Raw genomic sequence first — 25,810 nt, forward strand, 5'->3', positions numbered from 1 at the left:
AGGGCGGCCGCCCCGCATCGCCGGGCGCGGCTACGGCCTGGATCCGAGGGCGGCCGCCCCGCATCGCCGGGCGCGACTGCGGCGTGGCCGTCAGGCGGGGTAGCCCTTGCGTCGCCGCACTTCGTCGATGATGCGCCACCGCTCCAGGTTGAAGCGTGCGTCGGCGAGGGCGTCGTGCGCGTTTTGCGGCGGCAGGGGCAGCTTGGGCTTGCCCACGTCCTCCCACCGCTGCCGCAGGTCGCGCGTGAACCGGGGCAGCTGGCGCGGCAACTCGGGCATCGTGCCCCACAGCTGGGCCAGCGCGACATGATCGTAGGCCGCGTACCAGGCCCACAGCTCGATCCCACCCGGCGGGCGGCCGAAGAACTCCAGCAGGTCGGCCCGGATCTGGGCCCGGCTCCGCCACGCCTTGTCGGCAGGCGAGGGCAGCTTCGGCAGGACGTTCTCGCGCACCCACGGGCCGGCCTTGGCGGGGTCGAAGTCGGTGGAGACCGCGTAGAACTCGCGTCCCCGTTCATCCACGACACCGATCGACACCAGGTCGATCGTCACGCCGTCCTCGATGAATTCGGTGTCGTAGAAGAAACGCACCGTGGCACCTTAGTCAGGGATCAACCGGCCTTGGTCTCCGGTACCCGGTCGGCGTCGGGCAGGCCACTCTGCGCAGGCACCACCGCGCGCACCCCGGCGGCCTCCGCGGCCATCAGCTCCTTGGCCTTCGCCGCGTAGATGTCCACGTACTCCTGGCCGGAGAGCTCCATCAGGGCGTACATGATCTCGTCGGTGATCGAGCGCTCGACGAACCGGTCGCCGGACAGGCCCGCGTACCGCGAGAAGTCCAGTGGCTTGCCGAACCGGATCTCCAGCCGCCGCGGGATCCACATCTTCGAGCCGATCGGGTTGACCTTGTCGGTGCCGATCATGGCGACCGGGACGACCGGGACACCGGCCTCCAGCGCGACGCGGGCGACACCCGTCTTGCCCTTGTACAGGCGGCCGTCCGGGGAGCGGGTGCCCTCCGGGTAGATGCCGAGCAGGTTGCCCTCGCGCAGCAGCCGGATCGCGGTGTCCAGCGCGGCCTGCGCGGCCGAACCGCCGGAGCGGTCGATCGGGATCTGGCCCGCGCCGGTGAAGAACCACTTCTTGAGGGTGCCCTTGACGCCCTTCTCGGTGAAGTACTCCTGCTTCGCCGGGAAGGTGACGCGGCGCTTGACGCGCAGCGGCATGAAGAACGAGTCGGCGACCGCGAGGTGGTTGCTCGCGAGGATGGCGCCACCGGTCTCCGGGACGTTCTCCACCCCGGTCACCTTCGTGGGCCACAGGAGCCGGAGCAACGGCCCGAGCAGCACGTACTTCAGCAACCGGTAAAGCACCGGGACGCCCTCCAACCTGCCCGAACAGCCTGCCGGAACCAGAGTAGGAAACGCCGTCCAACCGCACAACGGCCGCACCCGCAGTGGGCGGGAGGTCACAGCCGGGGGACGTCGTCCGGCGGGCGCTCCCGGAGCGGCCCGGGGCATGCGACGATGGGGCCGCGTTGGAGGAGAAGGGCGGATGCCATGCCTGTGCTCGCCGGTGCGGAACCGTTCGCGCACACCGGTTCGGCCGAGGTCGGGGTGCTGCTGTGCCACGGTTTCACCGGCACCCCGCAGAGCCTGCGGGGCTGGGCCGAGCACCTCGCCGCGCGGGACTTCACCGTGCGGCTGCCCCGCCTGCCGGGACACGGCACGACGTGGCAGGAGATGAACAAGACCGGCTGGCCCGAGTGGTACGGCGCGGTCGAGCGCGAGTTCCTGGACCTGCGGGAACGCTGCCAGTCGGTGTTCGTGTTCGGCCAGTCGATGGGCGGCACGCTCGCGCTGCGGCTGGCGCAGCGGCACGGGGGCGCGGTCGCCGGGCTGGTGCTGGTCAACCCCTCCGTCACGCGGCTGAGCTGGGACACCAAGCTGCTGCCCGTGCTGTCCCGGGTGGTGCCGTGGTCGCGGGGCGTCGCCAACGACATCGCCAAGCCGGGCGTCACCGAACTGGCCTACGACCGGGTGCCGGTGCGGGCGGCGGCGAGCCTGGCGCGGCTGTGGAAGCTCGTGCGGGCCGACCTGCCGCTGGTGACGCAACCGCTGCTCCTGCTGCACTCGCTCGTTGACCACGTCGTGGAACCCGAGAACGCGCGCATCGTGCTGGACAACGTGCGCAGCCGGGACGTGACGGAAGTGGTGCTGGAGAAGAGTTTCCACGTCGCGACCCTGGACCACGACGCGCCGCTCATCTTCCGGCGTAGTGTCGAGTTCGTGGAAGCGGTCCGTGACCCGGGGCAGGTGGGGGCCCGATGAACTCACGCGTACCCGACCCCGAGGACGTCGACGCCACGTTCGCGGCGATCGTCGCGGACCTGCGGGCCGAGGGGGTCGGCCTGATCAACGACGACGTCGAGGCCGAACGGGCGCCCGCGCGGCCCGAACCGGCTGAGCCGGAGAAGCCTGCCGAACCGGAGAAACCGGCCGCCGAGGCGAGCTGGCGCGGTGGCGGCACCCCGTGGGAGGACACCGTGCTGGGCGACGACCCGGCCGGTTCCGGGGACGACGAGCACTACGTGCCGCCGGAGCCGCCGCCACTGCCGCGGCCGGGCAAGGGCGCGTTCGTCGTGCTGCTGTTCTTCGTCGTCGGGCTGCTGTTGCTGATCGTGCCCGGCGTGATCGGCGTTAGCACCACCGTCGCGACCCCGCTTGGGATCCTGGCGCTGGCCACCGCGATCGCGTTGTTGCTGCTGCGCGTGAAGCAGGGCCCGCCGGACGGCGACGGGGCGCAGGTGTGACGCGGGTCGTCGTCGCGCCGGACAAGTTCAAGGGCACGCTGCCCGCCGACGCGGTGGCCGCCGCGATCGCGGCCGGGCTGCGGCGCGGGCGGGCCGAGGTCGAGGTGCTGGAGTGCCCGATCGCCGACGGCGGCGACGGCACGGTGGCCGCCGCGGTGGCCGCGGGCTTCGAGTTCGTGCCGGCGCGGGCGAGCGGACCGGTCGGCGAGCCGGTCGACACGGGCTACGCGCGCCGGGAGGGCACGGCGGTGATCGAGCTGGCGGCGGTGTCCGGGCTGGCGTTGCTGGACGAGCTGGCGCCGCTCACCGCGACGACGCTCGGGGTCGGCGAGCTGATGCGCGCCGCGTTGGACGCCGGTGCGTCCCGGCTCGTGCTCGGCCTCGGCGGAAGTTCGAGCACCGACGGCGGGACGGGGCTGCTGCGGGCGCTCGGCGCGCGGCTGCTGGACGCCGACGGTGCGGAGCTGCCGCCCGGCGGGGCCGCGTTGCAGCGCCTGGCGCGGGTGGACCTGGACGGGCTGGACCCGCGGCTGCGCGAGGTCGAGCTGCTGGTGGCGAGCGACGTCGACAACCCGCTGCTGGGCCCGCACGGCGCGGCGGCGGTGTACGGGCCGCAGAAGGGCGCTTCGCCAGAGGACGTCGAGCTGCTGGAGTCAGCGTTGCGGCGGCTGGAGGAGGTCGTGCGGGGGTCCGGGGTCGACGTGGCGAACGTGCCGGGCGCGGGCGCGGCCGGTGGGACGGGTTACGCGCTGGCGATGCTCGGGGCGTCGTTCCGGCCGGGCATCGACGTGGTGCTGGAGCTGACCGGGCTGACCGAGAAGCTGCCGGGCGCGGACCTGCTGATCACCGGCGAGGGCTCCCTGGACGAGCAGACCCTGCGGGGCAAGGGCCCGGCTGGCATCGCCGCGGCGGCCGCCGAGCGCGGGATCCCGGTGGTGGCGCTGGCCGGGCGGAACACGCTGTCGCCGGAGGCCCTCCGGTCGGCGGGCTTCACCGCGGCGTACGGGCTGACGGACATCGAGCCGGACGTGCAGCGCTGCCTGGCCGAACCGGCGCCCCTGCTGGAGCGACTCGCCGAGCGCGTGGCGCGGGAGTGCCTCTAGCTGTCGGGCATCGGTGAGGCCGGCCAGCCGCGGGCCTGCGTTGCCAGGCACCGACCACGGCCCGGACCCGGACCAAGCCCCTCGCCTCCTCGAACACATCGCCGAGCAGGCCGCCCCGGCTCTCCTAGCCACCGAACATGGTGCGCCACTCGTCGAGGTTGCGGGGGCGGTAGACGAAGTTGTTCTCCTTCACCGACGACAGCGAAGCCGACGGCGCGGCCGAGTACTGGTGCCCGGGGTAGACCACCGGGTCGCCCGGCAGGTCCGCCAGCCACCGGAGGCTGTGGTACATCGCCTCGGCGTCGCCGCCGGGGAAGTCCGTCCGGCCGCAGCCCTCCAGGAACAGGGTGTCCCCGGCGACGAGACGGCCGTCGACCAGGAAGCACTGGCTGCCCGGGGTGTGGCCGGGCGTGTGCAGCAGCCTGATCGACACCGCGCCGACCTCCACGACGTCGTCGTGGTCGTGTCCCGTCAGGTCCGTCGCCGACACGCCGGTGACCCGCTGGACCCACTCCGTCTCGTTGCGGTTGACGTGCACCGGCACGCTCTCCCGGGCCAGCAGCTCGGGCAGCCCGGCCAGCGTGAAGCCCATCATGCTGCCGCCGACGTGGTCGGGGTGGTGGTGCGTGGCCAGCACCCCGGTCAGCCGCATGTCGTCGGCGGCCAGCACGTCGAGCAGGTCCCCCACCGCGTACGCCGGGTCGACGACCACCGCCTCCCTGGTCTCCCGGTCGCCGATCAGGTAGGCGAAGTTGACCATCTGGGTGGCCACCGGGTCGCCCACCGCGAAGTCGCGGCCGGACAGCAGCTGGCGGAAGTACAAGCGGTCGGACATGCCCCGAAGACTAGAACTTCGTCTTCGGCCGCTCCTGCTTCACCCCGTCCAGGTACACGTCGACCTTCTCGTCGTAGAAGGCGACCAGCCCCTGCACCTTCTGGCTCTCCGGCAGCGGCGACCGGTAGTACCAGACCACGTCCTCGTGCAGCCGGTCGCCGACGCGGACGGAGTAGTACGAGGCCTCGCCCTTGTACGGGCACCGGGTGATCGTGTCGCTGGGCTCCAGCAGGTCGAGCCGGACGTCGGTCTTGGGCAGGTAGTACCGCGTCGGCAGGCCGGTCTCGAACAACAGCCGCGGGCTGCGGGACTCGGCCACCGTCACGCCGTCGATCTCGATGCGGACGTGCCGCGAGCTGGCGAGGATGTCGACGCGCGTCCGCGGGTCGCGGGGGTGCACGAAGATCTCCTCGTCCTCCTCGAACCACGCGTCCATCGCGGCGAAGTCGAGCCGCACGTGCCCCTTGAGCGCGTCCAGCGGCGAGTCCTGGTACTCCAGCGCCGCGCCCGCCACCTCGCGGTCGCCCACCCGGACGGTGAACACGTCGGCGTCGCCACGGCTCGGCGAATGCGCCGTCTCCCCCGTGGCGACCAGGTACTCGGTGCGCACGTCCTCACGCGGGACGTAGTAGACCGGGTAGTACGGGACTTCCCACACCATGAGCGGGCGCAGCGTGTCGGCGACGACCTGGCCGCCGAAGACCGCCCGTACCCGCTTGGTGCCCGGCTCGGTCCGGACCCGGCCACGACCATCGGTTGTCATACCGGTCGCAACCACGACGGGCGCGGGCTTATTTCCGGTGCCGGGCCAGCAGGTCACGCGCCATTTCCCGGGCCCGCACGGCGGCGTCGGCGTCCCCTTCGGCGGCGGAGACGATCGCGCCCTTCATGAGCAGGTGCCAGGAGCGGGCGAGGTCCTCCGGCTCGGCCAGGCCGGCCTCCCGAGCCAGGCCGGCCACGATGCCGCGGATGGTGTCCAGGTGCCGGATGCAGGCCTGGCCGAGCGGGTGGTCGGCGCCCATTTCGAGCAGAACGTTGACGAACGCGCAGGCGTCGAAGTCGGCTGGCGAGCGGAACCAGTCGTCGAGCACGTCGAAGATCGCCAGCAGCCGGTCCTCCGGCGTCTCGCCGCGGGCGCGGGCCTGCCGTTCGATGAGCCCCACGGTCCACCGCTGCTCACGCCGGTCGAGGAAGGCCAGCACGAGGTCGTCCTTGGACGGGAAGTGCCGGTACAGCGTCGCCTTGGCGACCTGCGACCGCGCGATCACCTCGTCCACCCCCACCGCGCGGATGCCGCGGCGCGAGAAGAGCTGGTAAGCGGTCTCCAGGATCCGCTCACGGGCACCGGCTGGCAGGGTGGTGGTCATGGCGCGCCGATGATAACCCGGCAGAACCGTGTTCGGTACCGTCGGACAGACCGGTCTGATCGGCCGTTTGCCGGGGTGGACCGGGGGTATCCGGCGACCATGACCACGCCCGACCCCGACCGCCTCCGCACCCTTCTGTCCGAAGTGGACTTCCCGTGCGACCGGGCCGAGCTGATCCGGCAGGCGACCGCGCACGGCGCGGACGACAGCACACTCGGGCACCTGGGCGCGATCCCGGACTCCACCTACCCGGACCTCGACGCCGTCACCAGCGCCTGCACCCGGATCACCTGACGCCGATGCGCCTGCGCAAGAGCAAGCTCTCCGAACCCGGGATCCGGCGGCAGCGCAGCGGCCGCGGCTTCCGGTATTTCACCCCCGAGGGGGAGCCGCTCCGCGATGAGGAAACCCTGCAGCGGATCAAGAGCCTCGCCGTGCCGCCCGCGTGGCGCGACGTGTGGATCTGCCCCCACCCGAACGGCCACATCCAGGCGGTCGGCACCGACGACGCCGGCCGCCGCCAGTACCGCTACCACGACCGCTGGCGCCAGGCGCGGGACGAGGAGAAGCACGAACGCGTCGTCGAACTGGCGAAACGGCTGCCGAAGTGGCGTCTGCGCATCGCCGAGGACCTGGCCAGGCCGGGCCTGGGTTGCGAGCGCGTGCTGGCCGCCGCGCTGCGGATGATCGACCGCGGCGTGTTCCGGGTCGGCAGCGAGGAGTACGCCGAGAACAACGGCACCTACGGGGCCGCGACGCTGCTGCGTGAGCACGTCACCGTGAAGCGGGACGAACTGAACTTCTGCTACCCGGCCAAGGGCGGGATCGAACGCGACATCACGCTGACCGACCCCGACCTGGCCGCCGTGGTGAAGGCGTTGCGCAGGTCGCGCACCGGCAGCGACCGCTTGTTCGTCTACCGCACGCCCAACGGGTGGCACGAGGTCCACGCCGACGAGATCAACGAGCACTTCAAGGAGATGGTCGGTGACGAGTTCACCGTCAAGGACCTGCGGACGTGGAACGCGACCGTCCTCGCCGCCACCGCGTTCGCCGTCGCCGACGAGGTGAAGTCCCAGCGCGGGCTGAAACGCACGCAGGCCGCGGTGATGCGCCAGGTTTCCGAGGAACTGGGCAACACACCGGCGGTCTGCCGCAAGTCCTATGTAGATCCACGCATCGTGGAGGCGCACGCGAACGGCAAGACCATCGCCTCCGCCGTGCGCCGGATCGGCGGGGTCCGCGGCGACGAGGACCGCGAGGTGCTGGAGCGGGCCGTCATCCGTCTGCTGGGCGGAGTTTGACTTCTCCCGCCGGTGGTACCTGCAACAGGTGAAACTGCTGAGACTTCCCGGGGTGTACCGGCCGCAGGCGGACACCTGGCTGCTGATGCGCGCGATGCGGGAAGCGCGCCTGCCGGCCGGCGCACGGGTTCTCGAGGTGTGCACCGGCACCGGCGCGCTGGCGATCGCCGCGGTCCGCAATGGAGCGGCGAGCGTGACCGCCGTGGACCGGTACCTGCCCGCCGTGCTGAGCGCGCGGTTCAACACGCGGGTGCGCCGCCTGCCCGTGGAGGTCCGGCACGGCGACCTCTCGCAGACCATCGAGGGCGCGCCGTTCGACGTCGTGCTGGCCAACCCGCCCTACGTGCCGTGCGAGTCCGACGAGGACCCGGACGGCGCCGCGCTGGCCTGGGACGCGGGCGCGGACGGGCGCAAGCACCTGGACTGCCTGTGCGACCGGGCCCACGACCTGCTCACCCCCGGAGGGACGATGCTGGTGGTCCATTCGTCGCTCTGCGGGATCCGCCAAACGGTGGAAATGCTGCGGGACAACGGCTTGAAGACCTCGGTGGTGGCGCGGGCGATCGAGCCGTTCGGCCCGGTGCTGCGCGGCCGCGCCGACTTCCTGGAACGCGCCGGGCTCATCGCGCCCGGCCAGCGACACGAGGAACTGGTGGTGATCCGTGCCGACCGGACGGAACGCTGAACCCCGCAAGGTGACGCTCGTCGACGGCGGGCCGGTGCTCGTGGAGGGGCCCGTCGAGCTGGAGATGCCCGACGGCACGGTCGCCCGCTCCGACCGGTTCATGGTGGCGTTGTGCGCGTGCCGCCGCAGCAAGCGGTACCCCTTCTGCGACACCAGCCACCGCAAGCGCGTCCGGAACTGACGAGGAGCGGCGGGCCACAGGTCCGCCGCTCCTCCGCTGTCTACAGGGGCTTGCGGAGCGCGCTGCGGCCCTGCTGCCACGCGCCCAGCACGTGGTCGGCGAAGCGCTGCTCCACCAGGTCCGTGGCCTGGATGCCGAACACGATGTCGCCGGCCAGTTCCGGTTCGGTCGCCAGCAGTCCGCCGAGGACGTCCCGGCGCATGACCTGCTCGTGCACCGCGTCGGCCTCGATGTGCTCGGTGTAGAAGTACCGGCAGCGCTCGTCGGCGTCCAGGCGCCGCAACGCCTTCTCCATGCGCTGGGCGCTCGGCGCGGTGGTGATCTCGGCGGCGGCGAAGTGCCCGGCCAGCGCGGCGCGGAACCGCCGGTGCAAGCCGAACAACGACATCATGTTGACCACCGCGAGCATGCACGCCGGGGCGTGCTCCAGGTAGTGCAGGTACTGCGAGTTCAGCCCGGCGCCGTCGAGCAGGTCCGCGTAGAGCTGGGCGTGCACCTGGTCGGCGCGGCCGCCGCCGTACTCGTCGAACTCCACGGCCACCAGCGCCGCCTTCGGCTTGCCACGCAGCCGCGGGATCACCCACGCGTGCGGATCGGCCTCCTTGTGGTGGTAGATCGAGCGCAGCACGAAGTACTCGCGGACCTGGTCCCAGGTGCCGTCGGCGGCGAGGAAGTGCGACAGGCCGGCGCCGTTGACCGGCTCGACGAGCAGCGGCGCGAGCGCCTCTTCGACGTCGTCGCCGCCGGGCGTGTGCGCGCGCAGCGCGGCCAGGAACACCCGCTCCATGGCGGCACGCAGGCGCAGCAGGTCGGGGTCCCACTCCCAGTCCGGGTCGACCCCGGTGAACCCCTGGTAGTGCAGTTCGTAGCAGACGTGCAGGGCGAGCTGCAGGTCCTCGCCGAACGGGTCGGCGTCGGCGGTCTCCGGCAGCTCCGGGAAGTCCCCGCGCTCGTCGCGGCCGAGTGCGTCGATCACGGCCTCCGACAGCGGTCCTCTGGCCGCCGGGAGGGCAGCCGAAAGCGTCATGGCAGTCGTCACGACGCACGGTTACCCCTGGCGGCCGGCTATCAACCCTGGTGGGTGAGGGTGGCGAGCAGGGCGGGCAGGCCCGCCGCGACGGCCTTGCGCTGGCGACGGGCGCCGCTGCCCTCGTGGCGCAGGCGTTCCAGGACGATCGCCACCAGGTCCCGGTCCCCGGTCTCGTCCAGGGCGGGCGCGACGAACTCGACGAGCTCCTCGGCCAGTTCCCAGGCCGGCACCCGGCAGGCACGCAACGGGTGCACTCCCTCGCCGTCGATGCCGTCCCGGGCCGCCGCCCACAACGCGGCCGCGCCGACCTGCTCGGACATCTCCGGCGGCGGGGTTTCCGTGGCGAGCGCGCGCCGCACCAGGGCGCGGGACAGCACGGCCTGCAGCACCGCCTCGTCCACAGTGGACGCCGCGTCGGCGACGCGGAACTCCAGCGTCGGGAACGCCGTGGACGGCCGCACGAGCCAGAACGACATGGACTCGTCGACGAGCGCGCCGCAGTCCACCAGCCGCCGCACCTCGGCGCGGTAGGCCGCGTGGTCGGGGAAGTGCGGCGGGATTCCGGCGCCGGGGAAGCGGGACTGCTGCACCATGCGCCAGCTGCCGTAGCCGGTGTCGCGGCCGTGGTCGAACGGCGAGTTCACCGACAGCGCCAGCAGCGTCGGCAGCCACGGGCGCAGGTGGTTCATCACCGCGACCGCGGTCTCCGGGTCCGGCACGCCGACGTGGACGTGGCAGCCGCACGCCTCGTAGTCGGCGACCATGCCGCGGTAGATCCGGTCGATGTCACCGAACCGGCCGTCCTGGTTGTCCGATGTGGACGGACCGGACAGGACAGGGGTGCCGCAGGAGGCGACGACCGCTCCGTGCACGCGGGCCGCGTCGGTGAGGGCCTTGCGGCTCCGGACGAGCTGTTCGCGCAGCTCCCGCGCGCCAGTGCACACGCCGGTCGCGGTCTCGACCTGGGTGGCGCGCAGCTCGCGGTGCAGTTTGGCGCCGGGCGGCAGCGGCGGGTCCGCGGCCAGGATCGCGGCCGCCCGCGGCAGGGTCGCGCCGGTGGCGGGGTCGAGGAGCAGGAACTCCTCCTCGACGCCGACGGTCAGGCCGGCGGCAGCGGGCGGGTCGCCGGGCCCTGGATCACCGAGCCGTCCGTGGCGAATCGCGATCCGTGGCATGCGCAGTCCCAGGTCTTCTCGGCGTTGTTGAACCCGACGACGCAGCCGAGGTGGGTGCAGCGGGCGCTGACCTCCCGCAGCTGCCCGTCCTCGCCGCGGTAGGAGGCGACGACGTCCGCGCCGCGGCGCGACACCTTGGCGGTCCCCGGGGCGAGGTCGCCTGCGGTGGAGGTGAGGGCGCGGGTGTACCCGGTCACGTACTGCTTGCCGACCTTGGCCCCGTCCTCGGCGAGGGTGACCGAGGACTTCAGGTCGAAGCGGTTCGGGTCGTAGAGGTTCGCGGCGGGGTGGTCGCCGCCCGTGATCAGCTCGGTCAGGACGAGGCCGGCGGAGGTGCCGCCGGTCATGCCCCACTGGCCGAAGCCGGTCGCCACCCACACGTGGTGGGTGGCCGGGTGGTAGCGGCCGATGTAGGGCACGTTGTCGAGGGTGGTCATGTCGTGCGCGGACCAGCGGTGGGTGGCCTTGGTGACGCCGAACGTGGTGGCGGCCTCGGCGAGACGCCGGTAGCGGGCCTCGACGTCGACCGGCTCGCCCGTGCGGTAGTGCTCGCCGCCGACGATGACGTAGTGGCGGTCGCCCTCGGTGTGGCCGCGGATGGACCGGTGCGTCACCGCGTCCAGGTACATGCCGGGCGGCGCCTCCCCTTCGCCTGCGACGACCAGGTCGCGGGTGATGTCGAGGCGCGCCCAGTACAGGCCGCGGTCGAAGATCGGGTAGTGGGTGGCCACGACGACGTCGCGGGCCTTGACCTCGCCGCGGTCGGTGTGCACGACCGGCGAGGGCCGCTCGTCGAGCTTGCGGGCCCGGACCCGCTCGACGATGCGCCCGCCGAGCCGCTCGATGTGGTCGGCGAGGCCGAGCAGCCAGTGGCGCGGGTGAAACTGGGCCTGATCGACGAACCGGACGGCGCCGACGGTGGTGATCGGCAGGTCGACGTGCTCGACGAAGTCCGCGGGCAGCCCGGCCTCGGCGGCTGCGTCGGCCTCCTGCTGGAGCTTGCCGAGCTGGGAGCTGTCGGTGGAGTAGACGAAGCTGTCCCGCCGGCGGAAGCCGCAGTCGATGCCCAGTTCGGAGGACGTGCGGGCCACCCACTCGATCGCCTCCAGCTGGGCGCGCCCGTACCTGGTGGCGGCGGGCTTGCCCTTGCGGGAGGTGAGGGTGGCGTACTTGAGGGCGTGCTGGGCGGACAGCTTCGCGGTGGTGTGACCGGACACGCCCGACGCGACCTGGGCCGCCTCCAGGACGACCACCGACTTGCCGGCACGAGCGAGCCCGTAGGCGGTGGTGAGACCCGCGATACCGGCCCCGATGACGACGACGTCCGCCTCGGCGGGCAGATCCCGCCCGGCCCGGTCCGGCGCCGGCGCGGTGTCCACCCACAGGGAACGCGGTTCAGGCAGCTCGATGCTCACGGCCCAGATTGCCCCAGGTAGAGCGGCGCGAAACGCCGTGCCCTAACCCAAGGTAGCTGGGTGGTCATCCCGTCGCCTGACACCGGCGCGATCACCTTGAGCCAGGGCCGCAACATCCGCGCTCGCGTGAGATGACATGCCAACCTTGCGGCCCTGGCTCAAGGTGATATGCACAAACCGGAAGGCGACGGGATGGCCACCCGGCGACCACCCACCCGAGGCGAGACGACAACGGTCCCCTGGTCATCCCGGAGCCTGCCCGTCCGGCGAGGACTCTTTTGATCTTTAGAGCCGCGCCTTCGCGCGGCGGGGAGTCCGCCCTGCGGGCGGTGCGCCTCACGGCGCTCGAAAGGTCACCTTCCGACCACCCCCGCCCCCGATGCCTGATTGCGTTTCAGTCGCCGAGCAGGGTTGTCAAGGCGGGAAAGCGTGCCTTGACAACCCTGGTCGGCGACTAAAGATCGGCTGTGGATCGGGGGCGGGGGAGGTCTGGTTGGAGTAGTCGCTTGCTTTCCGTTGCCGGCTGGCGGTTGTGGGGTGGGGTGGTCCGTCTTGTTTCGTGGCCGGGCGGCATTTGTGGTGAGGGTTGCTGCTACTTGGCGATCGTTCGCCAGGCCTCGCTTCGTTTTCCGGCCTCATATACCGAATCCAGGCGCTTCGCGGTCACTCCGCCCAGGCCGTTCGCCAGGCTGGCCGCCAGCACGTCCGCCCCGCCGCCGTCATAGGAATCCGGCGTTCGCCAGTACTCTCCGGCCAGTTTCAGCTTCCGCAGCCTCACCCGGCGCTTCCGGTACGGCTGGTCCAGCAGCGACTTCCCATCCACGTGCAGCACGTCGAACGGCAGGAACAGCACCGGGGAGCGCTCGGCCAGTCGTTTCACCGATCGGGGCTCCGCCGTCACCCTCGTCTTGAGCGCCTTCCGGCTCGGCCTGCCCTCCTCCAGCACGATCAGCTCCCCGTCCAGCAGGACCTCCGTCGCCCCCAGCGACTCGCCCAGCGTGCGCAACTCCGGGAACAACACGGTGACGTCCTCGCCCGTCCGGTCACGCACCGTGATCCTGCCGCCCTCCACCCGGACCTGCACCCGCTCCCCCTGCCAGCGGAACTCGTACGCCCAGCCGTCCTCGTCCGGTGGCAGCGAACCCGGTCGCGGCTGCATCGGCTTCACGAACTCCGGCAGCTCCTCGCCGCTACCCCTGTCGATCCGGCGCACCAGCCAGTCCCGGGAATCCGCCTTGTGGCTGTTCACGAACAGAAACCGGCCCCGCACCCGGGAACCGTGCATGTCGACCTCGACCTTGTGGTCGTTCCAGTGCAGCACCTCGTACGTGCCACGGTCCCAGATCAACATCTTCCCGCCGCCGTACTCGCCCTTCGGGATCTCGCCCTCGAAAGTCGCGTACTCCAGCGGGTGGTCCTCGGTGTGCACCGCCAGCCGGGGCGGTCCGGGGCGCTGCGGCAGCCCCTTCGGCACCGCCCACGAAACCAGGACCCCGTCACGCTCGAAACGCACGTCCCAGTGCAGCCGGCGGGCGTGGTGCTCCTGGATCACGAACACGTCGTCGTCACCCTTCGGCACCACCCGGTCGGGCATCGGTTCCGGCGTCCGCTGCGGATCGCGTTTCCGCCGGTACTCGCTGAGATCGGGCACGTCGCGAGGTTACCCCCGTCACCCGCCGGTGTTTACCGATTCCCGACAACGGGGATCAACTCGTGGTGAGCGAAACCAACATCTTCGTGCTGGGACTCGACGACGCGAACCTGCGTACCCTGCGACGCGTGCCGGGGGCGGGGAACTACCGCTACCACCAGCTCCTCACGCAGGCGGACGTGCAGGAGGGCGAGATCCCCATCGCCGACCTGATCGACAGAGCCGTGACCGAACTGGAGGCCTTCGACGGCGAAATCGGCGCCGTGGTGGGCTACTGGGACTTCCCGGTGACCACGATGGTCCCGATCCTCGGCCGCCGCTTCGACCTGCCCACCCCGAACCTCGAAGGCGTGCTCAAGTGCGAGCACAAGTACTGGAGCCGCCTCGAACAGCAGAAGGCCACCGACGCGATCCCGAAGTTCGCGCTGGTCGACCTCGACGGCGACCCCAAACCGCCGGAGGGCCTGTCGTTCCCGATGTGGCTCAAGCCGGTCAAGTCGTTCTCCTCCGAACTGGCCTTCCACGTCAAGGACGAGGACGACTTCACCGAGGCCGTCGAGGAGATCCGCGCCGGCATCGGGCGCGTCGGCAAACCGTTCCAGTACATCCTGGACCAGGTGACCGGTGTCGACATCCCGCCGGAGATCGCCGACGCCGGAGCGCTCGCCGCGCTCGCCGAAGAGGAGATGACCGGGCAGCAGGCCGCCACCGAGGGCTACGTCCACGACGGCGAGGTCGTCGTCTACGGCGCGCTGGACTCGCTGAACTACCCGGACAGCTCGTCGTTCCTGCGCCACCAGTACCCCTCGCAGCTGCCCGAGCCGATCGTGGAGAAGATGCTCGACGTCTCCAAGAAGGTCATCGAGCAGATCGGTCTGAACAACTCGACGTTCTCCATCGAGTTCTTCTGCCAGCCCGAAACCGGCGACGTGAAACTGCTGGAGATCAACCCGCGGCACTCGCAGTCGCACGCGGAGATCTTCGAAGACGTCGACGGCGTGCCCGACCACTACAACATGATCGAGCTCGGCCTCGGCCGCCGCCCGAACATGCCGCACGACAAGGGCAAGTACAAGATCGCGGCCAAGTGGTACCACCGCCGCTTCGAAGACGGCGTCGTCAAGCGGATCCCCACCGAGGAGGAGATCCAGCAGCTGCAGCGGGACATCCCGGGCGTCGAGGTCGACATCGTGCCTGCCGAGGGCCAGCGGCTGTCCGAAATGGACGCCCAGGACAGCTACAGCTTCGAGCTCGCCTTCGTCTACGTCGGCGCGGACAGCGAAGCCGAGCTGAAGGACAAGTACCAGCGCACGATCGACTCGCTGAAGTTCGAGTTCGAGGAGGTTTGATCGGATATGCGGGAGGTCCGCTCCCTGCCGTACGAGATCACTCAGGAAGAGCACGTCTGGATACCGGTGTCGGACGGCACGAGACTGGCCGCGAAGATCTGGCGACCGGTGTCGGCCGACGACGAACCGGTCCCCGGGATCCTCGAGTACATCCCGTACCGCAAGCGGGACCTGACCGCCGTCCGGGACTCCGTCCACCACCCGTACCTCGCCGGCCACGGGTACGCGTGCGTGCGCGTGGACCTGCGGGGCACGGGTGAGTCGGAGGGCGTCCTGGCCGACGAGTACCTCGAACAGGAGCAGCAGGACGCCGAGGACGTGCTGGCCTGGATCGCCGATCAGCCGTGGTGCGACGGCCGCACCGGCATGATGGGCATCTCCTGGGGCGGGTTCGCCGCGCTCCAGGTGGCCGCGCGGAAACCGCCCAGCCTGCGCGCCATCGTCATCTCGTCGTTCACCGACGACCGCTACTCCGACGACTTCCACTACATGGGTGGCTGCATGCTGTCGGACAACCTCGGCGAGGCCGGGACGATGTTCGCCTACAGCACCCTGCCGCCCGACCCGGCGCTGGTCGGCGAGCGCTGGCGCGACATGTGGCTGGAACGCGCCGAGGGCGTCGGCCCGTGGGTGGACACCTGGCTGGAACACCAGCGCCGCGACGAGTACTGGTGCCACGCCTCGGTGTGCGAGAACTACAGCGACGTGCAGGTGCCGGTGCTCGCCTCCAGCGGATGGGCCGACGGCTACTCCAACGCCGTGACCCGCCTGCTGGCCAACCTGTCCGTGCCGCGCAAGGGCTTGATCGGGCCGTGGTCGCACAAGTACCCGCACCTCGGCCAGCCCGGCCCCGCGATCGGGTACCTGCAGGAGGTCGTGAAGTGGTGGGACCACTGGCTCAAGGACCGCGACAACGGCGCGATGGACGGGCCGATGCTGCTGACCTGGATGCAGGACAGCGTGCCGCCGTCGACGTCCTACGAGGAGCGCCCCGGCCGCTGGGTCGGTGAGCCGCAGTGGCCCTCGCCGCACATCGACTGGCGCACCTACCCGCTGGCGCAGCACCGCATCGCGCGCCCGGACGAGGAGGTGCCGGAGAGCGCGCTGCACGTCGAGTCGCCGCTGTCGGTGGGGCAGTTCGCCGGCAAGTGGGCCTCCTACAACGCCCCGCCGGACCTGCCCTACGACCAGCGCGAGGAGGACGGCGGCTCGCTGGTGTTCGACGGCGACGAGCTGACCGAGACGTGCGAGGTGCTCGGCGCGCCGAAGGTGCGGCTGGAACTGTCGGTGGACAAACCGGTCGCGATGGTCGCGGCGCGGCTGTCCGACGTGCACCCCGACGGGCGGGCCACCCGCATCACCTACGGCCTGCTGAACCTGACCCACCGCGACAGCAACCACGAGCCGCGGCCGCTGGAGCCGGGCAAGCGCTACCAGGTGGAGCTGGAACTCAACGGTGTCGCGCAGGCATTCCCGCCCGGCCACCGCATCCGGCTCTCACTGTCCACTTCGTACTGGCCGCTGGCGTGGCCGGCCCCGGAACCGGCGCGGCTCACCGTCCACACGCCGGGCAGCTCCCTGACGTTGCCGGTGCGGCCGATCCGCGAGTCGGACGAGGTGACCGGGCCGGTGTTCGGCGAGCCCGAGGGATCGCCGCCGATGACCACGACCGTGCTGCAGCCGGGCGAGCAGCGCTGGACGGTGTCCCGTGACCTGGTGGAATACCGCTCGGCGCTGGAAATCGTGAAGGACTCGGGCACGGTGCGCCTGGACGACCACGACCTGGAGATCTCCCGGCGCGCCTACGAGCGCTACAGCTCGGTGGCCGACGACTTCGCCTCGGTGCGCGGGGAGACGAAGTGGAGCATGACGTTCGCGCGCGGCGACTGGGAAGCACGCACCGAGACGCACACCGTGTTGTCGTGCACGCCGGAGGAGTTCGTGCTGCACGCCACGCTGGACGGCTACGAGGGCGCGAACCGGGTGTTCTCCCGCAACTGGCACCGCAGGTTCCCCCGCGACCTGGTCTAGTTTCGCGCCGGAGGAGCAGGGGTAACCGGAACCGGTGATCGGGAAGACGAGCCTGCACGCCAAACTGCTGATCGCCGAGATGCTCCTGACCGGGCGCAAACGCACGTTCACCGACGTGGACGCGCTGCACAAGAGCATGGGGCCGCGGCAGCAGCGGGAAAACGCGCTGCCGCCCCCCGCGGTGCGCAAGCAGGTCGACGTCGACCGCGCCGAGGTGCACGGTCACCCGGTGTACACGTTGCGCCCGCGGGCGAACGCCACCAGCCAACACGTCCTGTACTTCCACGGCGGCGCGTACGTGCACCAGATCCAGGGTGACCACTGGAAGTTCTTCGCCCGGCTGATCGCCAGGACCGGCTGCGCGGTCACCGCGCCGCTGTACCCGCTGGCGCCGGGCAGCCACTACGACGACACGCTGTCGACGATTCACGCCACCTACAAGGAGGTGCTGGGCGACGTCGACCCGCGCGACCAGGTCCTGATGGGCGACTCGGCGGGCGGCGGCCTGTCGCTGGTGCTGGCGCGGGCGCTGCGTGACGAGGGCAGGCCGCAGCCCAAGGAGGTCGTGATGCTGTCGCCGTGGCTGGACATCACGATGACCGACCCTGCGCTGCCCGAGTACGACCGGCACGACCCGTACCTGGGCGTCACCGGCCTGCGGGAGGCCGGGCGGCTGTACGCCGGTGGCCTGGACCCGGCGAACGAGCTGGTCAGCCCGATCAACGGGGACCTGCGCGGGCTGGGCGCGCTGAGCTGCTTCATCGGCACGCGCGACGTGCTGCTGGCCGACGCGCGCAACCTCTACGACAAGGCGAAGGAGCAGGGTGTGCCGCTGGAGTACTGGGAGTACGGCGGCATGTTCCACGCGTGGATGATCGCGAACATCCCGGAGGCGAAGCACGCGCTGGACCGGATCGCGGAGCTGGTGACCCGATGAACGGACTGCCCACGGCCTCGGTGGCGGAGACGGCGAAGGTGTTCGCCGGCGTGGTCGGACCCACGCTCGCGGGCGGGGTGATCAAGCGGCGGCCGCGGGTCATGACCCTGCTGGAGAAGATGCAGGCCGACGCCTCTGCGGTGCAGACGCTGCAGAAGCTGCGGGCCCGCCACGGTGACGGCCTGCTGCGGCTGGCGGTGCCCGGCCGATCGTTCGCGCTGGTGCTCTCCCCCGAGGACGTCGGCCGGGTGCTGGCGGAGTCGCCGGAGCCGTTCACCCCGGCGAACCTGGAGAAGAAGAAGGCGCTGTCGCAGTTCCAGCCGCACGGGGTGCTGATCTCCGAGGGGCCGGAACGCGACCGCCGCCGGGCGTGGACCGAGCGCGCGCTGGAGACGAGCCGCCCCACCCACCACCTGGCGCCGTCGGTGCAGGCCAAGGTCGCGGACGAGTTCGCGGCGCTGGGCCCGGGTCCGCTCGACTGGGACACGTTCGCGCCGGTGTGGTGGCGGATGGTGCGCCGGGTGGTGTTCGGCGACCACGCCCGCGACGACCAGACGACGACCGACCTGCTGGAGCGGTTGCGGTTGGCGGCGAACTGGTCGTACCTGCTGCCGCGGCGGCGCAGGCTGCGGGAGGAGTTCCTCGGCCGGGTGCGTGCGCTGCTGGCCCGTGCGCCGGAGGACAGCCTGGCCGGCGGGCTCGCGGCGGACGACGAGGTGGCCAGCCAGATCGGGCACTGGCTGTTCGCGTTCGACGCCGCCGGAATGGTCACCTTCCGCACCCTGGCGCTGCTCGCTACGCATCCCGCCCAGCGGCAGAAGGCGCGGCAGGACCTCGCGTCCGGCGCCGAGCTGGGTTACCTGCGCGCGTGCGTGCTGGACACGGTCCGTCTGTGGCCGACGACGCCGGCGATCCTGCGGGACACGACGAAGGAGCTGGACTGGCACGGCCACCGCGTGCCCGCGGGGACGGGTCTGCTGGTGTTCGCGCCGCTGTTCCACCGGGACGACTCCCGGTTGTCCTACGCGCACAGCTTCGTGCCGGAGATCTGGCTGGACGGGCGGGCGCAGGAGGAGCCGTCGCTGGTGCCGTTCAGCGCGGGGCCGGGTGAGTGCCCGGCGAAGAACCTCGTGCTGTTCACCAGCGCGACGGTCCTGGCCACGATGATCCGGGACCGGGACTACACAGTGGACTCCTCCCCCAAGCCCGGCCCCGGCCGCCCGCTGCCCGCGACGTTCGACAACTTTTCGTTGCGCCTGACCGGGCATCCGTGAGGTTAGGTTCCACCCGTACGGGTACCGCAGTCGCATGACTGCCGCAGAGAAACCCGATCTGATCGCGCTGATCATCTCCGATCACCGCCATATCGAACGCGTCTTCACCGAACTGGAGGCGGGCGCGGGCACTCCCGAGCACCGCCGGGACCTGGCCGACCACGTCATCGCCGAGCTGGTGCGCCACTCGGTCGCCGAGGAGCAGTTCATGTACCCGGCGGCGCGGAAGTACCTGGAGAACGGCGACGAGCTGGCCGACCACGAGCTGGAGGAGCACGCGGAGGCCGAGGAGGTCATGAAGCAGCTGGAGGACGTGCCGGCGACCGACCCCCGGTTCGACGAGCTGATGCGCCAGTTGATGGACGACATCCGGCACCACATCGAGGACGAGGAGAAGGACCTGCTGCCGAAGCTGCAGTCCGCCTGCTCGCCGGACGAGCTGCGCGACCTGGGTGACAAGGTGGCGAAGGCGAAGAAGATGGCGCCGACCCGCCCGCACCCGGCCGCGCCGGACCGCCCGCCGATGAACCTCATCCTCGACCCCGGGGCCGGTTTCATCGACAAGATCCGCGACGGCCTGAGCAAGCGCAACACCTGACAGCCGAACGAAGAGGCCCCTCACCAACAGGCGAGGGGCCTTGCTTCTGAGCAAGCAACAGCGACCCAAGGCACCCAACGCCCACCAAGACCCTTAAACCCCTCCCTGCCCCTTCGTCCCCGCCATCCCTTGCGGTGCGGTGGGCGGGTCAAGGGTGGGGCGAAGCCCCATCGCGCAGCGACGCCGAAGGCGCCCTTGACGCGCCCACCGCACCGTAAGACGCTGAAAAACGAAGGGCCCGCCCAGCCAAAATCCCCGCCGATGCGAAGCGAGGCGACCCCAGCCCACCCCAGGTCACATCACCGACGGCACAGCCCGCAAATCCTTCACCAACGCGGCGAACGCCTCGTCCCGATCCGGAGCCCGCAGCACCGACGACGGATGCACGGTAGGCAGCACCCGCTCCGGCCGCCCGGAGAACTCCTCCGGCGCCGGCAGCAACTCCCCACGATGCGCGGTGACCCGGAACGACGGGCCCATCAGCGACGAAGCCGCGGTCGCCCCCAGCAGGACCACCACCGACGGCTGCACGGCCTCCAGTTCCGCGACCAGCCAGGGCCGGCACGCCACGATCTCCCCGCGTGAGGGCTTCTTGTGGATCCGCTGCTTCCCCCGCTCGGCCCGCACGAACTTGAAGTGCTTGACCGCGTTGGTGACGTAGACCTGCGACCGGTCGACCCCGGCCTCCTCCAGCGCCCGGTCCAGCAACCGGCCCGCCGGCCCGACGAACGGCTCCCCCGCGACGTCCTCGCGGTCCCCGGGCTGCTCGCCGAGCATCATGACCTTCGCCGGCGCGGGCCCGTCCCCGAACACGGTCTGGGTGGCGTCTCGGTACAGGTCGCATCCCTGACAGCCGAGCGCCGCCGAGCGGAGCCGGTCCAGCGATCGGCTGTCCGGCACGAACTCGGCGGCGGTCCGCTGCGTCTTGGTGGCCATCAGCTGCCGGGACGGTCCACGTCACCACGCCACGCGCCGGTCTCCTGACCGCCGCGCTTCTCGATGAACGCCTTGAAGCGCTCCATGTCGCCGTGCACGCGGCGGTCCAGGATGCCGAGCTTGTCGGCGGCCTGCTCGACGAAGCCCTCGGGGTCGATGTCCATCTGCGCGGTCACCCGCGTCTTGTGGTCGTCGAGCCGGTGGAACGTGATGACGCCGGCGTGGCTCGGGCCGGAGTCGGACCGCCAGGCGACCCGCTCGTCGGGGTGCTGCTCGGTGATCGTCGCGTCGAACTCGCGCTTCGCGCCACCGATCTTGGTCACCCAGTGCGTGTGCGTGTCGTCGAGCTGGCGGATCTCCTCGACGCCCTCCATGAACTCAGGGAAGGACTCGAACTGGGTCCACTGGTTGTAGGCGGTGCGGACGTCGACGTTCACGTCAACGGACTCGGTGATCGTGCTCATTTCGGCATGTCTCCTTTCACCCGTGTCACGTTCCGGGTACCTCGAGACTCGCCGGTTACACGTCCTCCGCGGCCGACAAGCGCGCCAGAATCGTTTCAAGGTGGGCACGGGCCTGCGCGGGCGGCTGGCCGGACGCGTGCACGGCCTCCACGAGCCGGTCGGCCAGGTCGCGCAGCTTGACGTTGCTCTGCTGCGACACGCGGATGAGCAGCTCGAAAGCGCCCGCCGAGTCGTGCCCGTACGCGAGCATGATCATGCCCTTGGCCTGCTCGATCGTGGCGCGCGAGGCCATCGCCCGCTGCAGCCCGGCCGCCTCGCCCGCCAGCTCGGACAGCTGCTCGGCCTCGCGGATCCGGGCCGTGGTCAGGTCGACGTAGTACCCGTGCACGCCGACGACCTCGCCGTCCTCCTCCTCGACGTCGCCGACCACGACCACCGCGCGGGTGCTCTCGTCCGCGGCCAGGATGCGCTGCTGCGCGCTGAACGGCTGACCGGTGCGGCGGGCCTCGTCGAACACCTCGGCCAGCTGGCGCCGGTCGGTCGGGTGGCCGTGCTTGGTGACCAGGTCCAGCCCCGGTTCGACCGAGCCGGGCTGGTAGCCGTACATCAGGTGGATCTCCGAGGACCAGGTCCACTTCGCGGCGCGGATGTCCCAGTGGTACATCCCGACCTGATCGGCGCTCTGGCCTGCGGGCAGGTCGGACAAGGGGTCCGGCTTCCGGGGCGTGGACATGCGTGTACGGCTCCTGCAGTGGAGTTGATCGAACACGGGTGCCACGCTGCTGGACAATCCCAGGGAGCCAGATCATAGCCGGGTGATCATCCGGGGCTACGCTCCGCTGTCCGGAAATCCTCGCGTGCCGCGTTCGTCACGCCGAAGGCTGCAGAAGGATCTTGATCGCGCCGTCCTGCTTCTGCTGGAACATCCGGTAGGCGCGCGGCGCGTCCTCCAGCGGCAGCTTGTGGGTGGCGAGGTCCTCGACGCCGAGCGGGTCGGCGTCGTCGCTCACCAGCGGCAGCACGTCGTCGATCCACCGCCGCACGTTCGCCTGGCCCATTCGCAGCTGGATCTGCTTGTCGAACAGGTCCATCATCGGCAGCGGGTCGAGCATGCCGCCGTAGACGCCGGACAGCGAGATCGTGCCGCCGCGGCGCACCGTGGCGATGGCCTGGTGCAGCACCGCGAGCCGGTCCACGCCGCCCTTCTCCATCAGCGGCGCGGCGATCTGGTCCGGCAGCAGCCCCACCATCTGGTGGGTCAGCTTGCCCAGCGGCGCGCCGTGGGCCTCCATGCCCACCGCGTCGATCACCGAGTCCGCGCCGCGGCCGCCGGTCATCTCCCGCACCACGCCCGGCACGTCCTTCACCGCCTTGGCGTCCACCGTGGTGAAGCCGTACCGCTCGGCCAGCGCCAGCCGCTCGGGCACCAGGTCGACGCCGATCACCTTGCCCGCGCCGCGGTGCGCGGCGATGCGGCAGCACATCTGCCCGATCGGGCCGAGGCCGAACACCACCACGCTGCCGCCGTCCGGGATCCCCGCGTATTCGACGGCCTGCCAGGCGGTGGGCACGACGTCGGAGAGGTAGACGAACCGCTCGTCGGAGGGGCCCTCGGGCACCTTGACCGGCCCGTAGTGGGCCTGCGGCACGCGCAGGTACTCGGCCTGGCCGCCGGGCACCTGCCCGTAGAGCTTGGTGTAGCCGAACAGCGCGGCGCCCTTGCCCTTCTCGGTCACCTGGGTGGTCTCGCACTGCGACTGCAGGCCCTGGTCGCACATGAAGCAGTGGCCGCAGGAGATGTTGAACGGCACCACGACGCGGTCGCCCGGCTTGATGTTCGTGACACCGGAGCCGACCTCCTCGACGATGCCCATCGGCTCGTGGCCGAGGATGTCGCCCTCCCCCATGAACGGCCCGAGCACCTCGTACAGGTGCAGGTCGGAGCCGCAGATGCCGGTCGAGGTGATGCGGACGATGGCGTCCGTGGGCTCCTCGATCCGCGGGTCCGGGACCTCGTCGACGCGGACGTCACGCTTGCCGTGCCAGGTAACAGCCTTCATGCCCGTTCGTGTGCCCGCACGACGGGCGGGAAAACATCTAGCCGCCGAGCCAGCCGTGGTCGTGGACGAGTTCGAGGACGACGCGGCGGACCCGCAGGACCTCCTCGGCGGTGAGCGTCGGGACGCCGGTGAGCAGCGCCTCCGTCAGCTCGCCGCGGAAGTCGCGGGTCACGTACGGGTCCTCGCCGTCGTCGTCGCCGGCCTGGCGCACCAGCCGGATGCCCGACGCCTTGAGCCCGCGCTCGCCGTCCTCGACCGTGAACTCCACGACCACGCCGGGGGCGATCAGGCGTTTGTCCACGTCGAGGTCGTTGACGTGCATGAAGACGTCCTCGCCACCCCCCTCCGGCGCCACGAAACCGTACCCGCGCATGTCGTCGAAGCGGACGACCTTGCCCCTTACCACCAGCCACCCTCCCGGCGAAGTATCGCGCCAAAGTACGCCCCTGGCCGCGCCTGCACAACGTGCAAGTGTCACGGAACGGAACTCCGGGTACCCGGACGGGTGGAGCCGGGTCCACTGTGGAGAGGTGACGGGATGAAACTGCTGTACAAACCGCTGAGCCTGGCCGTGAGCGCGCTCGGCGGGGTGCTCGCCGGGATGCTGTTCAAGCAGGCCTGGAAGGCGGCGACCGGCGAGGACGACGCGCCGGAGGCCACGTCGTCCGACTACTCCACCAAGGAGGTGCTCCTCGCGGCGGTGCTGCAGGGAGCGATCTTCGGCGGCGTCAAGGCGGCCGTCGACCGGGCCGGCGCCAAGGCGTACACCAAGGCCACCGGCAAGAAGCTGGACTAGCTCCGCACGGCTCTGCGGGCTGAGTCGCCGAACATGGCGAGTGCCCGCAGGGCCGTGCCGAGTTCCGCGATGTCCGACGGGTCGCTCAATGACCGGCCCAGCACGTCGGTGATCCGCTTCAACCGGTGCCGCACCGTGTTCGGGTGGCAGTAGACCCGCTCGGCGATCTGCTTGGTCGACCCGCCGCAGTCGAACCAGGCGCGCAGCGTCAGCAGCAGCACGTTGCTCTCCTCGCCGGGCAGCTCCAGGATCGGCCGCAGCACCTGGCCGGCCAGCTGCGCCGACGCCTCCGGGTCGCTCGCCACCAGCCCGGCCAGCGGCGACTCGTGGAACCGCGCCACCTCCTTCGTCCCCGCGGGCAGGCTGGACAACGCGACCCGCGCCAGGTGCAGGGCACGCGCGGTGTCGCCGAGGCCGGTGAACACCGGGCTCATCCCGACCCGGCCGCGCGGGTTCTCCCGCAGCAGCTCCAGCACCTGGTCCGGATCGCGCACCGACACGACCCCGATCTGCAGCTCCGGCGTGAGCCGCCACGCCGACGCGTGGTGCCGCTCCCGCAGCCGGACCTCGATCAGCGGCAGCGCTTCCTGACCGAGCCCGGGGGTTTCCGCGGCGACGACGACGAACGAGCCCTCCAGCGGCAGGTCGAGCATCCGCGCGATGTCCCACAGCGTGCCCTCGGTCGTGCTGCCGCCGGTGAACAGGGCCTCGACGAGCGCCAGCCTGCGGTTCTGCCTGGTGCGGCTGATCTCGGCGACCGTCGCGCGGTAGGTCGAGGTGAGCTCCTCGATGTAGTCGTCCATCAGGTCCCAGATGGCGGTGGTCGCCGAGACCAGGGTCGCGACGTCCTGCGCGGGCGCGGTCAGCTCGACGAAGCACTGCCACACCTCGGTGAACCCGATGCGGAACGCGCGCAGCATCTCCGGCAACGGCGCCCCCGCCAGCGCGCGCTCGCGCCCGGTCGCCCGCGCCTTGGACAGGTCGGGCGCGCCGGGCTCGGCCAGTGCGCGGACGAGGAACTGCAAGTTGTCCCGGCACGAGGCGAACAGGTCGGCGTGCGAGACGAACCGCTCCTCGCGGTAGACGGCCATCTCCTCGACGATCTGCTCGTAGGTCGCCTTGGTCATCTCCGGCAACCGCGTCAGTGCCCGGCCGGCCAGACCGGCCACCGCGGGTTCGGCGCCCGTGTACCTCATGAGATGTCCGTCCTCCCCGTCGAGGGCTCGCGAGTGGACATCTAACACGAAAGTGTCCAACGTTGCGCATTGGCATGACAGAGCCCCGCAACCGCGGCGGGTTGCGGGGCTCTGGTGCCGCAAGTGCGGTTCACATCTGGCTGGCCGCGGACTTCACCGCCTCCCGGATGCGGGAGTAGGTGCCGCAGCGGCAGATGTTGCGGATCTCCTCGAAGTCGGAGTCGCTGATCTCCCGTCCCTCGGCGCGGGCCTGCTTGACCTTGGCGATGGCCGCCATGATCTGGCCCGGCTGGCAGTAGCCGCACTGCGCGACGTCCCGGTCGATCCAGGCCTGCTGCATCGGGTGCAGCTCACCGGTGGCCGGGTCGGCCAGGCCTTCGATCGTGGTGATCTCGTCGTCCGGGCCGATCGCCGACACCGGCACCGAGCACGGGTTGAACGCCTTGCCGTTGATGTGACTCGTGCACGCCTTGCACACGTTGATGCCGCAGCCGTACTTCGGACCGGTGATGCCGAGCAGGTCGCGCAGCACCCAGAGCAACCGGACCTTGTCGTCGGCGTCGACCGTGACCCGCGTGCCGTTGACCAGGAATGTGTGTTGGGACAACGAA

General features: G+C 71.0%; 29 protein-coding genes. 13 read left to right on the forward strand and 16 right to left on the reverse strand.

Annotated elements, in window-relative coordinates; translation table 11 throughout:
- Positions 1 to 90 precede the first annotated feature (90 nt).
- Both AMY39116_RS0328440 and AMY39116_RS0328445 read right to left on the reverse strand, forming a co-directional pair.
- Complete coding sequence (locus AMY39116_RS0328440; protein ID WP_020421002.1) at positions 91 to 591, reverse strand: polyadenylate-specific 3'-exoribonuclease AS; 501 nt, start codon at positions 589 to 591, stop codon at positions 91 to 93.
- 20 nt (positions 592 to 611) lie between these two features.
- Positions 612 to 1,373, reverse strand: a complete 762-nt coding sequence (locus tag AMY39116_RS0328445) for a 1-acyl-sn-glycerol-3-phosphate acyltransferase (RefSeq protein WP_020421003.1) — start codon at positions 1,371 to 1,373, stop codon at positions 612 to 614.
- 186 nt (positions 1,374 to 1,559) lie between these two features.
- On the opposite strand from AMY39116_RS0328445, the gene AMY39116_RS0328450 reads away from it, so the two are divergent.
- Genes AMY39116_RS0328450 through AMY39116_RS0328460 form a run of 3 tightly spaced genes read left to right on the forward strand, consistent with a single transcriptional unit; the run spans position 1,560 to position 3,915 of the window.
- Positions 1,560 to 2,330 carry a carboxylesterase gene (locus AMY39116_RS0328450; protein WP_027936294.1) on the forward strand — a complete coding sequence of 257 codons (771 nt, stop codon included), beginning with the start codon at positions 1,560 to 1,562 and terminating at the stop codon, positions 2,328 to 2,330.
- Positions 2,327 to 2,812, forward strand: a complete 486-nt coding sequence (locus tag AMY39116_RS0328455) for a hypothetical protein (protein WP_020421005.1) — start codon at positions 2,327 to 2,329, stop codon at positions 2,810 to 2,812. Before AMY39116_RS0328450 ends, AMY39116_RS0328455 begins: the two co-directional genes overlap by 4 nt.
- Entirely contained in the window at positions 2,809 to 3,915 is a 1,107-nt protein-coding gene (locus AMY39116_RS0328460) for a glycerate kinase (RefSeq protein ID WP_020421006.1), read from the forward strand. The genes AMY39116_RS0328455 and AMY39116_RS0328460 overlap by 4 nt, the downstream gene beginning before the upstream one ends.
- A 124-nt stretch (positions 3,916 to 4,039) precedes the next feature.
- Here AMY39116_RS0328460 and AMY39116_RS0328465 read toward each other — a convergent pair whose 3' ends face one another.
- The 3 genes from AMY39116_RS0328465 to AMY39116_RS0328475 are packed head-to-tail and all read right to left on the reverse strand — an operon-like array spanning position 4,040 to position 6,117.
- Positions 4,040 to 4,750, reverse strand: coding sequence for an MBL fold metallo-hydrolase (locus tag AMY39116_RS0328465; RefSeq protein ID WP_017983832.1), 711 nt, complete (start codon positions 4,748 to 4,750; stop codon positions 4,040 to 4,042).
- A gap of 10 nt (positions 4,751 to 4,760) precedes the next feature.
- Complete coding sequence (locus AMY39116_RS0328470; RefSeq protein ID WP_020421007.1) at positions 4,761 to 5,513, reverse strand: DUF427 domain-containing protein; 753 nt, start codon at positions 5,511 to 5,513, stop codon at positions 4,761 to 4,763.
- Between the two features lie 28 nt (positions 5,514 to 5,541).
- Positions 5,542 to 6,117, reverse strand: coding sequence for a TetR/AcrR family transcriptional regulator (locus AMY39116_RS0328475; protein WP_020421008.1), 576 nt, complete (start codon positions 6,115 to 6,117; stop codon positions 5,542 to 5,544).
- A 99-nt stretch (positions 6,118 to 6,216) separates the two neighbouring features.
- Between AMY39116_RS0328475 and AMY39116_RS0328480 the strand changes: the two genes are divergently transcribed.
- The 4 genes from AMY39116_RS0328480 to AMY39116_RS0328495 are packed head-to-tail and all read left to right on the forward strand — an operon-like array spanning position 6,217 to position 8,287.
- Positions 6,217 to 6,411 (forward strand): DUF2795 domain-containing protein, encoded by a 195-nt coding sequence (locus AMY39116_RS0328480; protein WP_027936295.1) that lies wholly within the window; start codon positions 6,217 to 6,219, stop codon positions 6,409 to 6,411.
- Between the two features lie 5 nt (positions 6,412 to 6,416).
- Positions 6,417 to 7,421: a DNA topoisomerase IB gene (locus tag AMY39116_RS0328485; RefSeq protein ID WP_020421010.1), complete on the forward strand. Its 1,005-nt coding sequence runs from the start codon at positions 6,417 to 6,419 to the stop codon at positions 7,419 to 7,421.
- Positions 7,422 to 7,449: 28 nt separating this feature from the next.
- Positions 7,450 to 8,106 carry a HemK2/MTQ2 family protein methyltransferase gene (locus AMY39116_RS0328490; protein ID WP_027936296.1) on the forward strand — a complete coding sequence of 219 codons (657 nt, stop codon included), beginning with the start codon at positions 7,450 to 7,452 and terminating at the stop codon, positions 8,104 to 8,106.
- Positions 8,084 to 8,287, forward strand: coding sequence for a CDGSH iron-sulfur domain-containing protein (locus AMY39116_RS0328495; protein ID WP_020421012.1), 204 nt, complete (start codon positions 8,084 to 8,086; stop codon positions 8,285 to 8,287). The genes AMY39116_RS0328490 and AMY39116_RS0328495 overlap by 23 nt, the downstream gene beginning before the upstream one ends.
- Positions 8,288 to 8,327: 40 nt before the next feature.
- Here the strand turns inward: AMY39116_RS0328495 and AMY39116_RS0328500 are convergent, their stop codons facing one another.
- From AMY39116_RS0328500 to AMY39116_RS0328515, 4 genes are all read right to left on the reverse strand, one after another.
- Positions 8,328 to 9,314: an iron-containing redox enzyme family protein gene (locus tag AMY39116_RS0328500; protein WP_051123615.1), complete on the reverse strand. Its 987-nt coding sequence runs from the start codon at positions 9,312 to 9,314 to the stop codon at positions 8,328 to 8,330.
- 41 nt (positions 9,315 to 9,355) lie between these two features.
- Complete coding sequence (locus tag AMY39116_RS0328505; protein ID WP_020421014.1) at positions 9,356 to 10,492, reverse strand: glutamate--cysteine ligase; 1,137 nt, start codon at positions 10,490 to 10,492, stop codon at positions 9,356 to 9,358.
- Complete coding sequence (locus tag AMY39116_RS0328510; protein ID WP_020421015.1) at positions 10,417 to 11,907, reverse strand: FAD-dependent oxidoreductase; 1,491 nt, start codon at positions 11,905 to 11,907, stop codon at positions 10,417 to 10,419. The genes AMY39116_RS0328505 and AMY39116_RS0328510 overlap by 76 nt, the downstream gene beginning before the upstream one ends.
- 592 nt (positions 11,908 to 12,499) lie before the next feature.
- Complete coding sequence (locus tag AMY39116_RS0328515) at positions 12,500 to 13,558, reverse strand: DNA polymerase ligase N-terminal domain-containing protein (protein ID WP_020421016.1); 1,059 nt, start codon at positions 13,556 to 13,558, stop codon at positions 12,500 to 12,502.
- 65 nt (positions 13,559 to 13,623) lie between these two features.
- Here AMY39116_RS0328515 and AMY39116_RS0328520 point away from each other — a divergent pair, with 65 nt between their 5' ends.
- The 5 genes from AMY39116_RS0328520 to AMY39116_RS0328540 are packed head-to-tail and all read left to right on the forward strand — an operon-like array spanning position 13,624 to position 19,747.
- Positions 13,624 to 14,907, forward strand: a complete 1,284-nt coding sequence (locus AMY39116_RS0328520; RefSeq protein WP_027936299.1) for an acetyl-CoA carboxylase biotin carboxylase subunit family protein — start codon at positions 13,624 to 13,626, stop codon at positions 14,905 to 14,907.
- 6 nt (positions 14,908 to 14,913) lie between these two features.
- Positions 14,914 to 16,938, forward strand: coding sequence for a CocE/NonD family hydrolase (locus AMY39116_RS0328525; protein ID WP_020421018.1), 2,025 nt, complete (start codon positions 14,914 to 14,916; stop codon positions 16,936 to 16,938).
- 34 nt (positions 16,939 to 16,972) lie between these two features.
- The gene (locus AMY39116_RS0328530) at positions 16,973 to 17,875 is read left to right on the forward strand and encodes an alpha/beta hydrolase fold domain-containing protein (protein ID WP_020421019.1); all 903 of its coding nucleotides are present in this window, start codon (positions 16,973 to 16,975) and stop codon (positions 17,873 to 17,875) included.
- Positions 17,872 to 19,149, forward strand: coding sequence for a cytochrome P450 (locus tag AMY39116_RS0328535; RefSeq protein WP_020421020.1), 1,278 nt, complete (start codon positions 17,872 to 17,874; stop codon positions 19,147 to 19,149). The genes AMY39116_RS0328530 and AMY39116_RS0328535 overlap by 4 nt, the downstream gene beginning before the upstream one ends.
- Before the next feature lie 34 nt (positions 19,150 to 19,183).
- Positions 19,184 to 19,747 carry a hemerythrin domain-containing protein gene (locus tag AMY39116_RS0328540; RefSeq protein WP_020421021.1) on the forward strand — a complete coding sequence of 188 codons (564 nt, stop codon included), beginning with the start codon at positions 19,184 to 19,186 and terminating at the stop codon, positions 19,745 to 19,747.
- A gap of 294 nt (positions 19,748 to 20,041) precedes the next feature.
- Here the strand turns inward: AMY39116_RS0328540 and AMY39116_RS0328545 are convergent, their stop codons facing one another.
- The 5 genes from AMY39116_RS0328545 to AMY39116_RS0328565 all read right to left on the reverse strand — a co-directional run bounded on the left by AMY39116_RS0328545 (position 20,042) and on the right by AMY39116_RS0328565 (position 23,613).
- Positions 20,042 to 20,683, reverse strand: a complete 642-nt coding sequence (locus tag AMY39116_RS0328545) for a UdgX family uracil-DNA binding protein (RefSeq protein WP_020421022.1) — start codon at positions 20,681 to 20,683, stop codon at positions 20,042 to 20,044.
- Positions 20,683 to 21,147 carry an SRPBCC family protein gene (locus AMY39116_RS0328550; RefSeq protein ID WP_020421023.1) on the reverse strand — a complete coding sequence of 155 codons (465 nt, stop codon included), beginning with the start codon at positions 21,145 to 21,147 and terminating at the stop codon, positions 20,683 to 20,685. Before AMY39116_RS0328550 ends, AMY39116_RS0328545 begins: the two co-directional genes overlap by 1 nt.
- Positions 21,148 to 21,202: 55 nt before the next feature.
- Positions 21,203 to 21,880, reverse strand: coding sequence for a PAS and ANTAR domain-containing protein (locus AMY39116_RS0328555; protein WP_020421024.1), 678 nt, complete (start codon positions 21,878 to 21,880; stop codon positions 21,203 to 21,205).
- A gap of 136 nt (positions 21,881 to 22,016) precedes the next feature.
- Positions 22,017 to 23,207, reverse strand: coding sequence for a zinc-dependent alcohol dehydrogenase (locus AMY39116_RS0328560; RefSeq protein ID WP_020421025.1), 1,191 nt, complete (start codon positions 23,205 to 23,207; stop codon positions 22,017 to 22,019).
- Between the two features lie 37 nt (positions 23,208 to 23,244).
- Positions 23,245 to 23,613: a cold-shock protein gene (locus AMY39116_RS0328565; protein WP_020421026.1), complete on the reverse strand. Its 369-nt coding sequence runs from the start codon at positions 23,611 to 23,613 to the stop codon at positions 23,245 to 23,247.
- A 132-nt stretch (positions 23,614 to 23,745) separates the two neighbouring features.
- On the opposite strand from AMY39116_RS0328565, the gene AMY39116_RS0328570 reads away from it, so the two are divergent.
- A complete protein-coding gene (locus AMY39116_RS0328570; RefSeq protein ID WP_020421027.1) occupies positions 23,746 to 24,003 on the forward strand; it encodes a DUF4235 domain-containing protein in 258 nt (85 codons plus the stop codon).
- Here AMY39116_RS0328570 and AMY39116_RS0328575 read toward each other — a convergent pair.
- Together AMY39116_RS0328575 and AMY39116_RS0328580 are read right to left on the reverse strand one after the other, a co-directional pair.
- On the reverse strand, positions 24,000 to 25,199 hold the full coding sequence (locus AMY39116_RS0328575; RefSeq protein WP_020421028.1) for a CdaR family transcriptional regulator: 1,200 nt from the start codon (positions 25,197 to 25,199) through the stop codon (positions 24,000 to 24,002). The genes AMY39116_RS0328570 and AMY39116_RS0328575 overlap by 4 nt on opposite strands.
- Positions 25,200 to 25,329: 130 nt before the next feature.
- A complete protein-coding gene (locus AMY39116_RS0328580; protein ID WP_020421029.1) occupies positions 25,330 to 25,806 on the reverse strand; it encodes a (2Fe-2S)-binding protein in 477 nt (158 codons plus the stop codon).
- Positions 25,807 to 25,810: the final 4 nt, after the last annotated feature.

It is taken from the genome of Amycolatopsis sp. ATCC 39116, from assembly GCF_000231075.2.
Taxonomy (GTDB): domain Bacteria; phylum Actinomycetota; class Actinomycetes; order Mycobacteriales; family Pseudonocardiaceae; genus Amycolatopsis_E; species Amycolatopsis_E tucumanensis.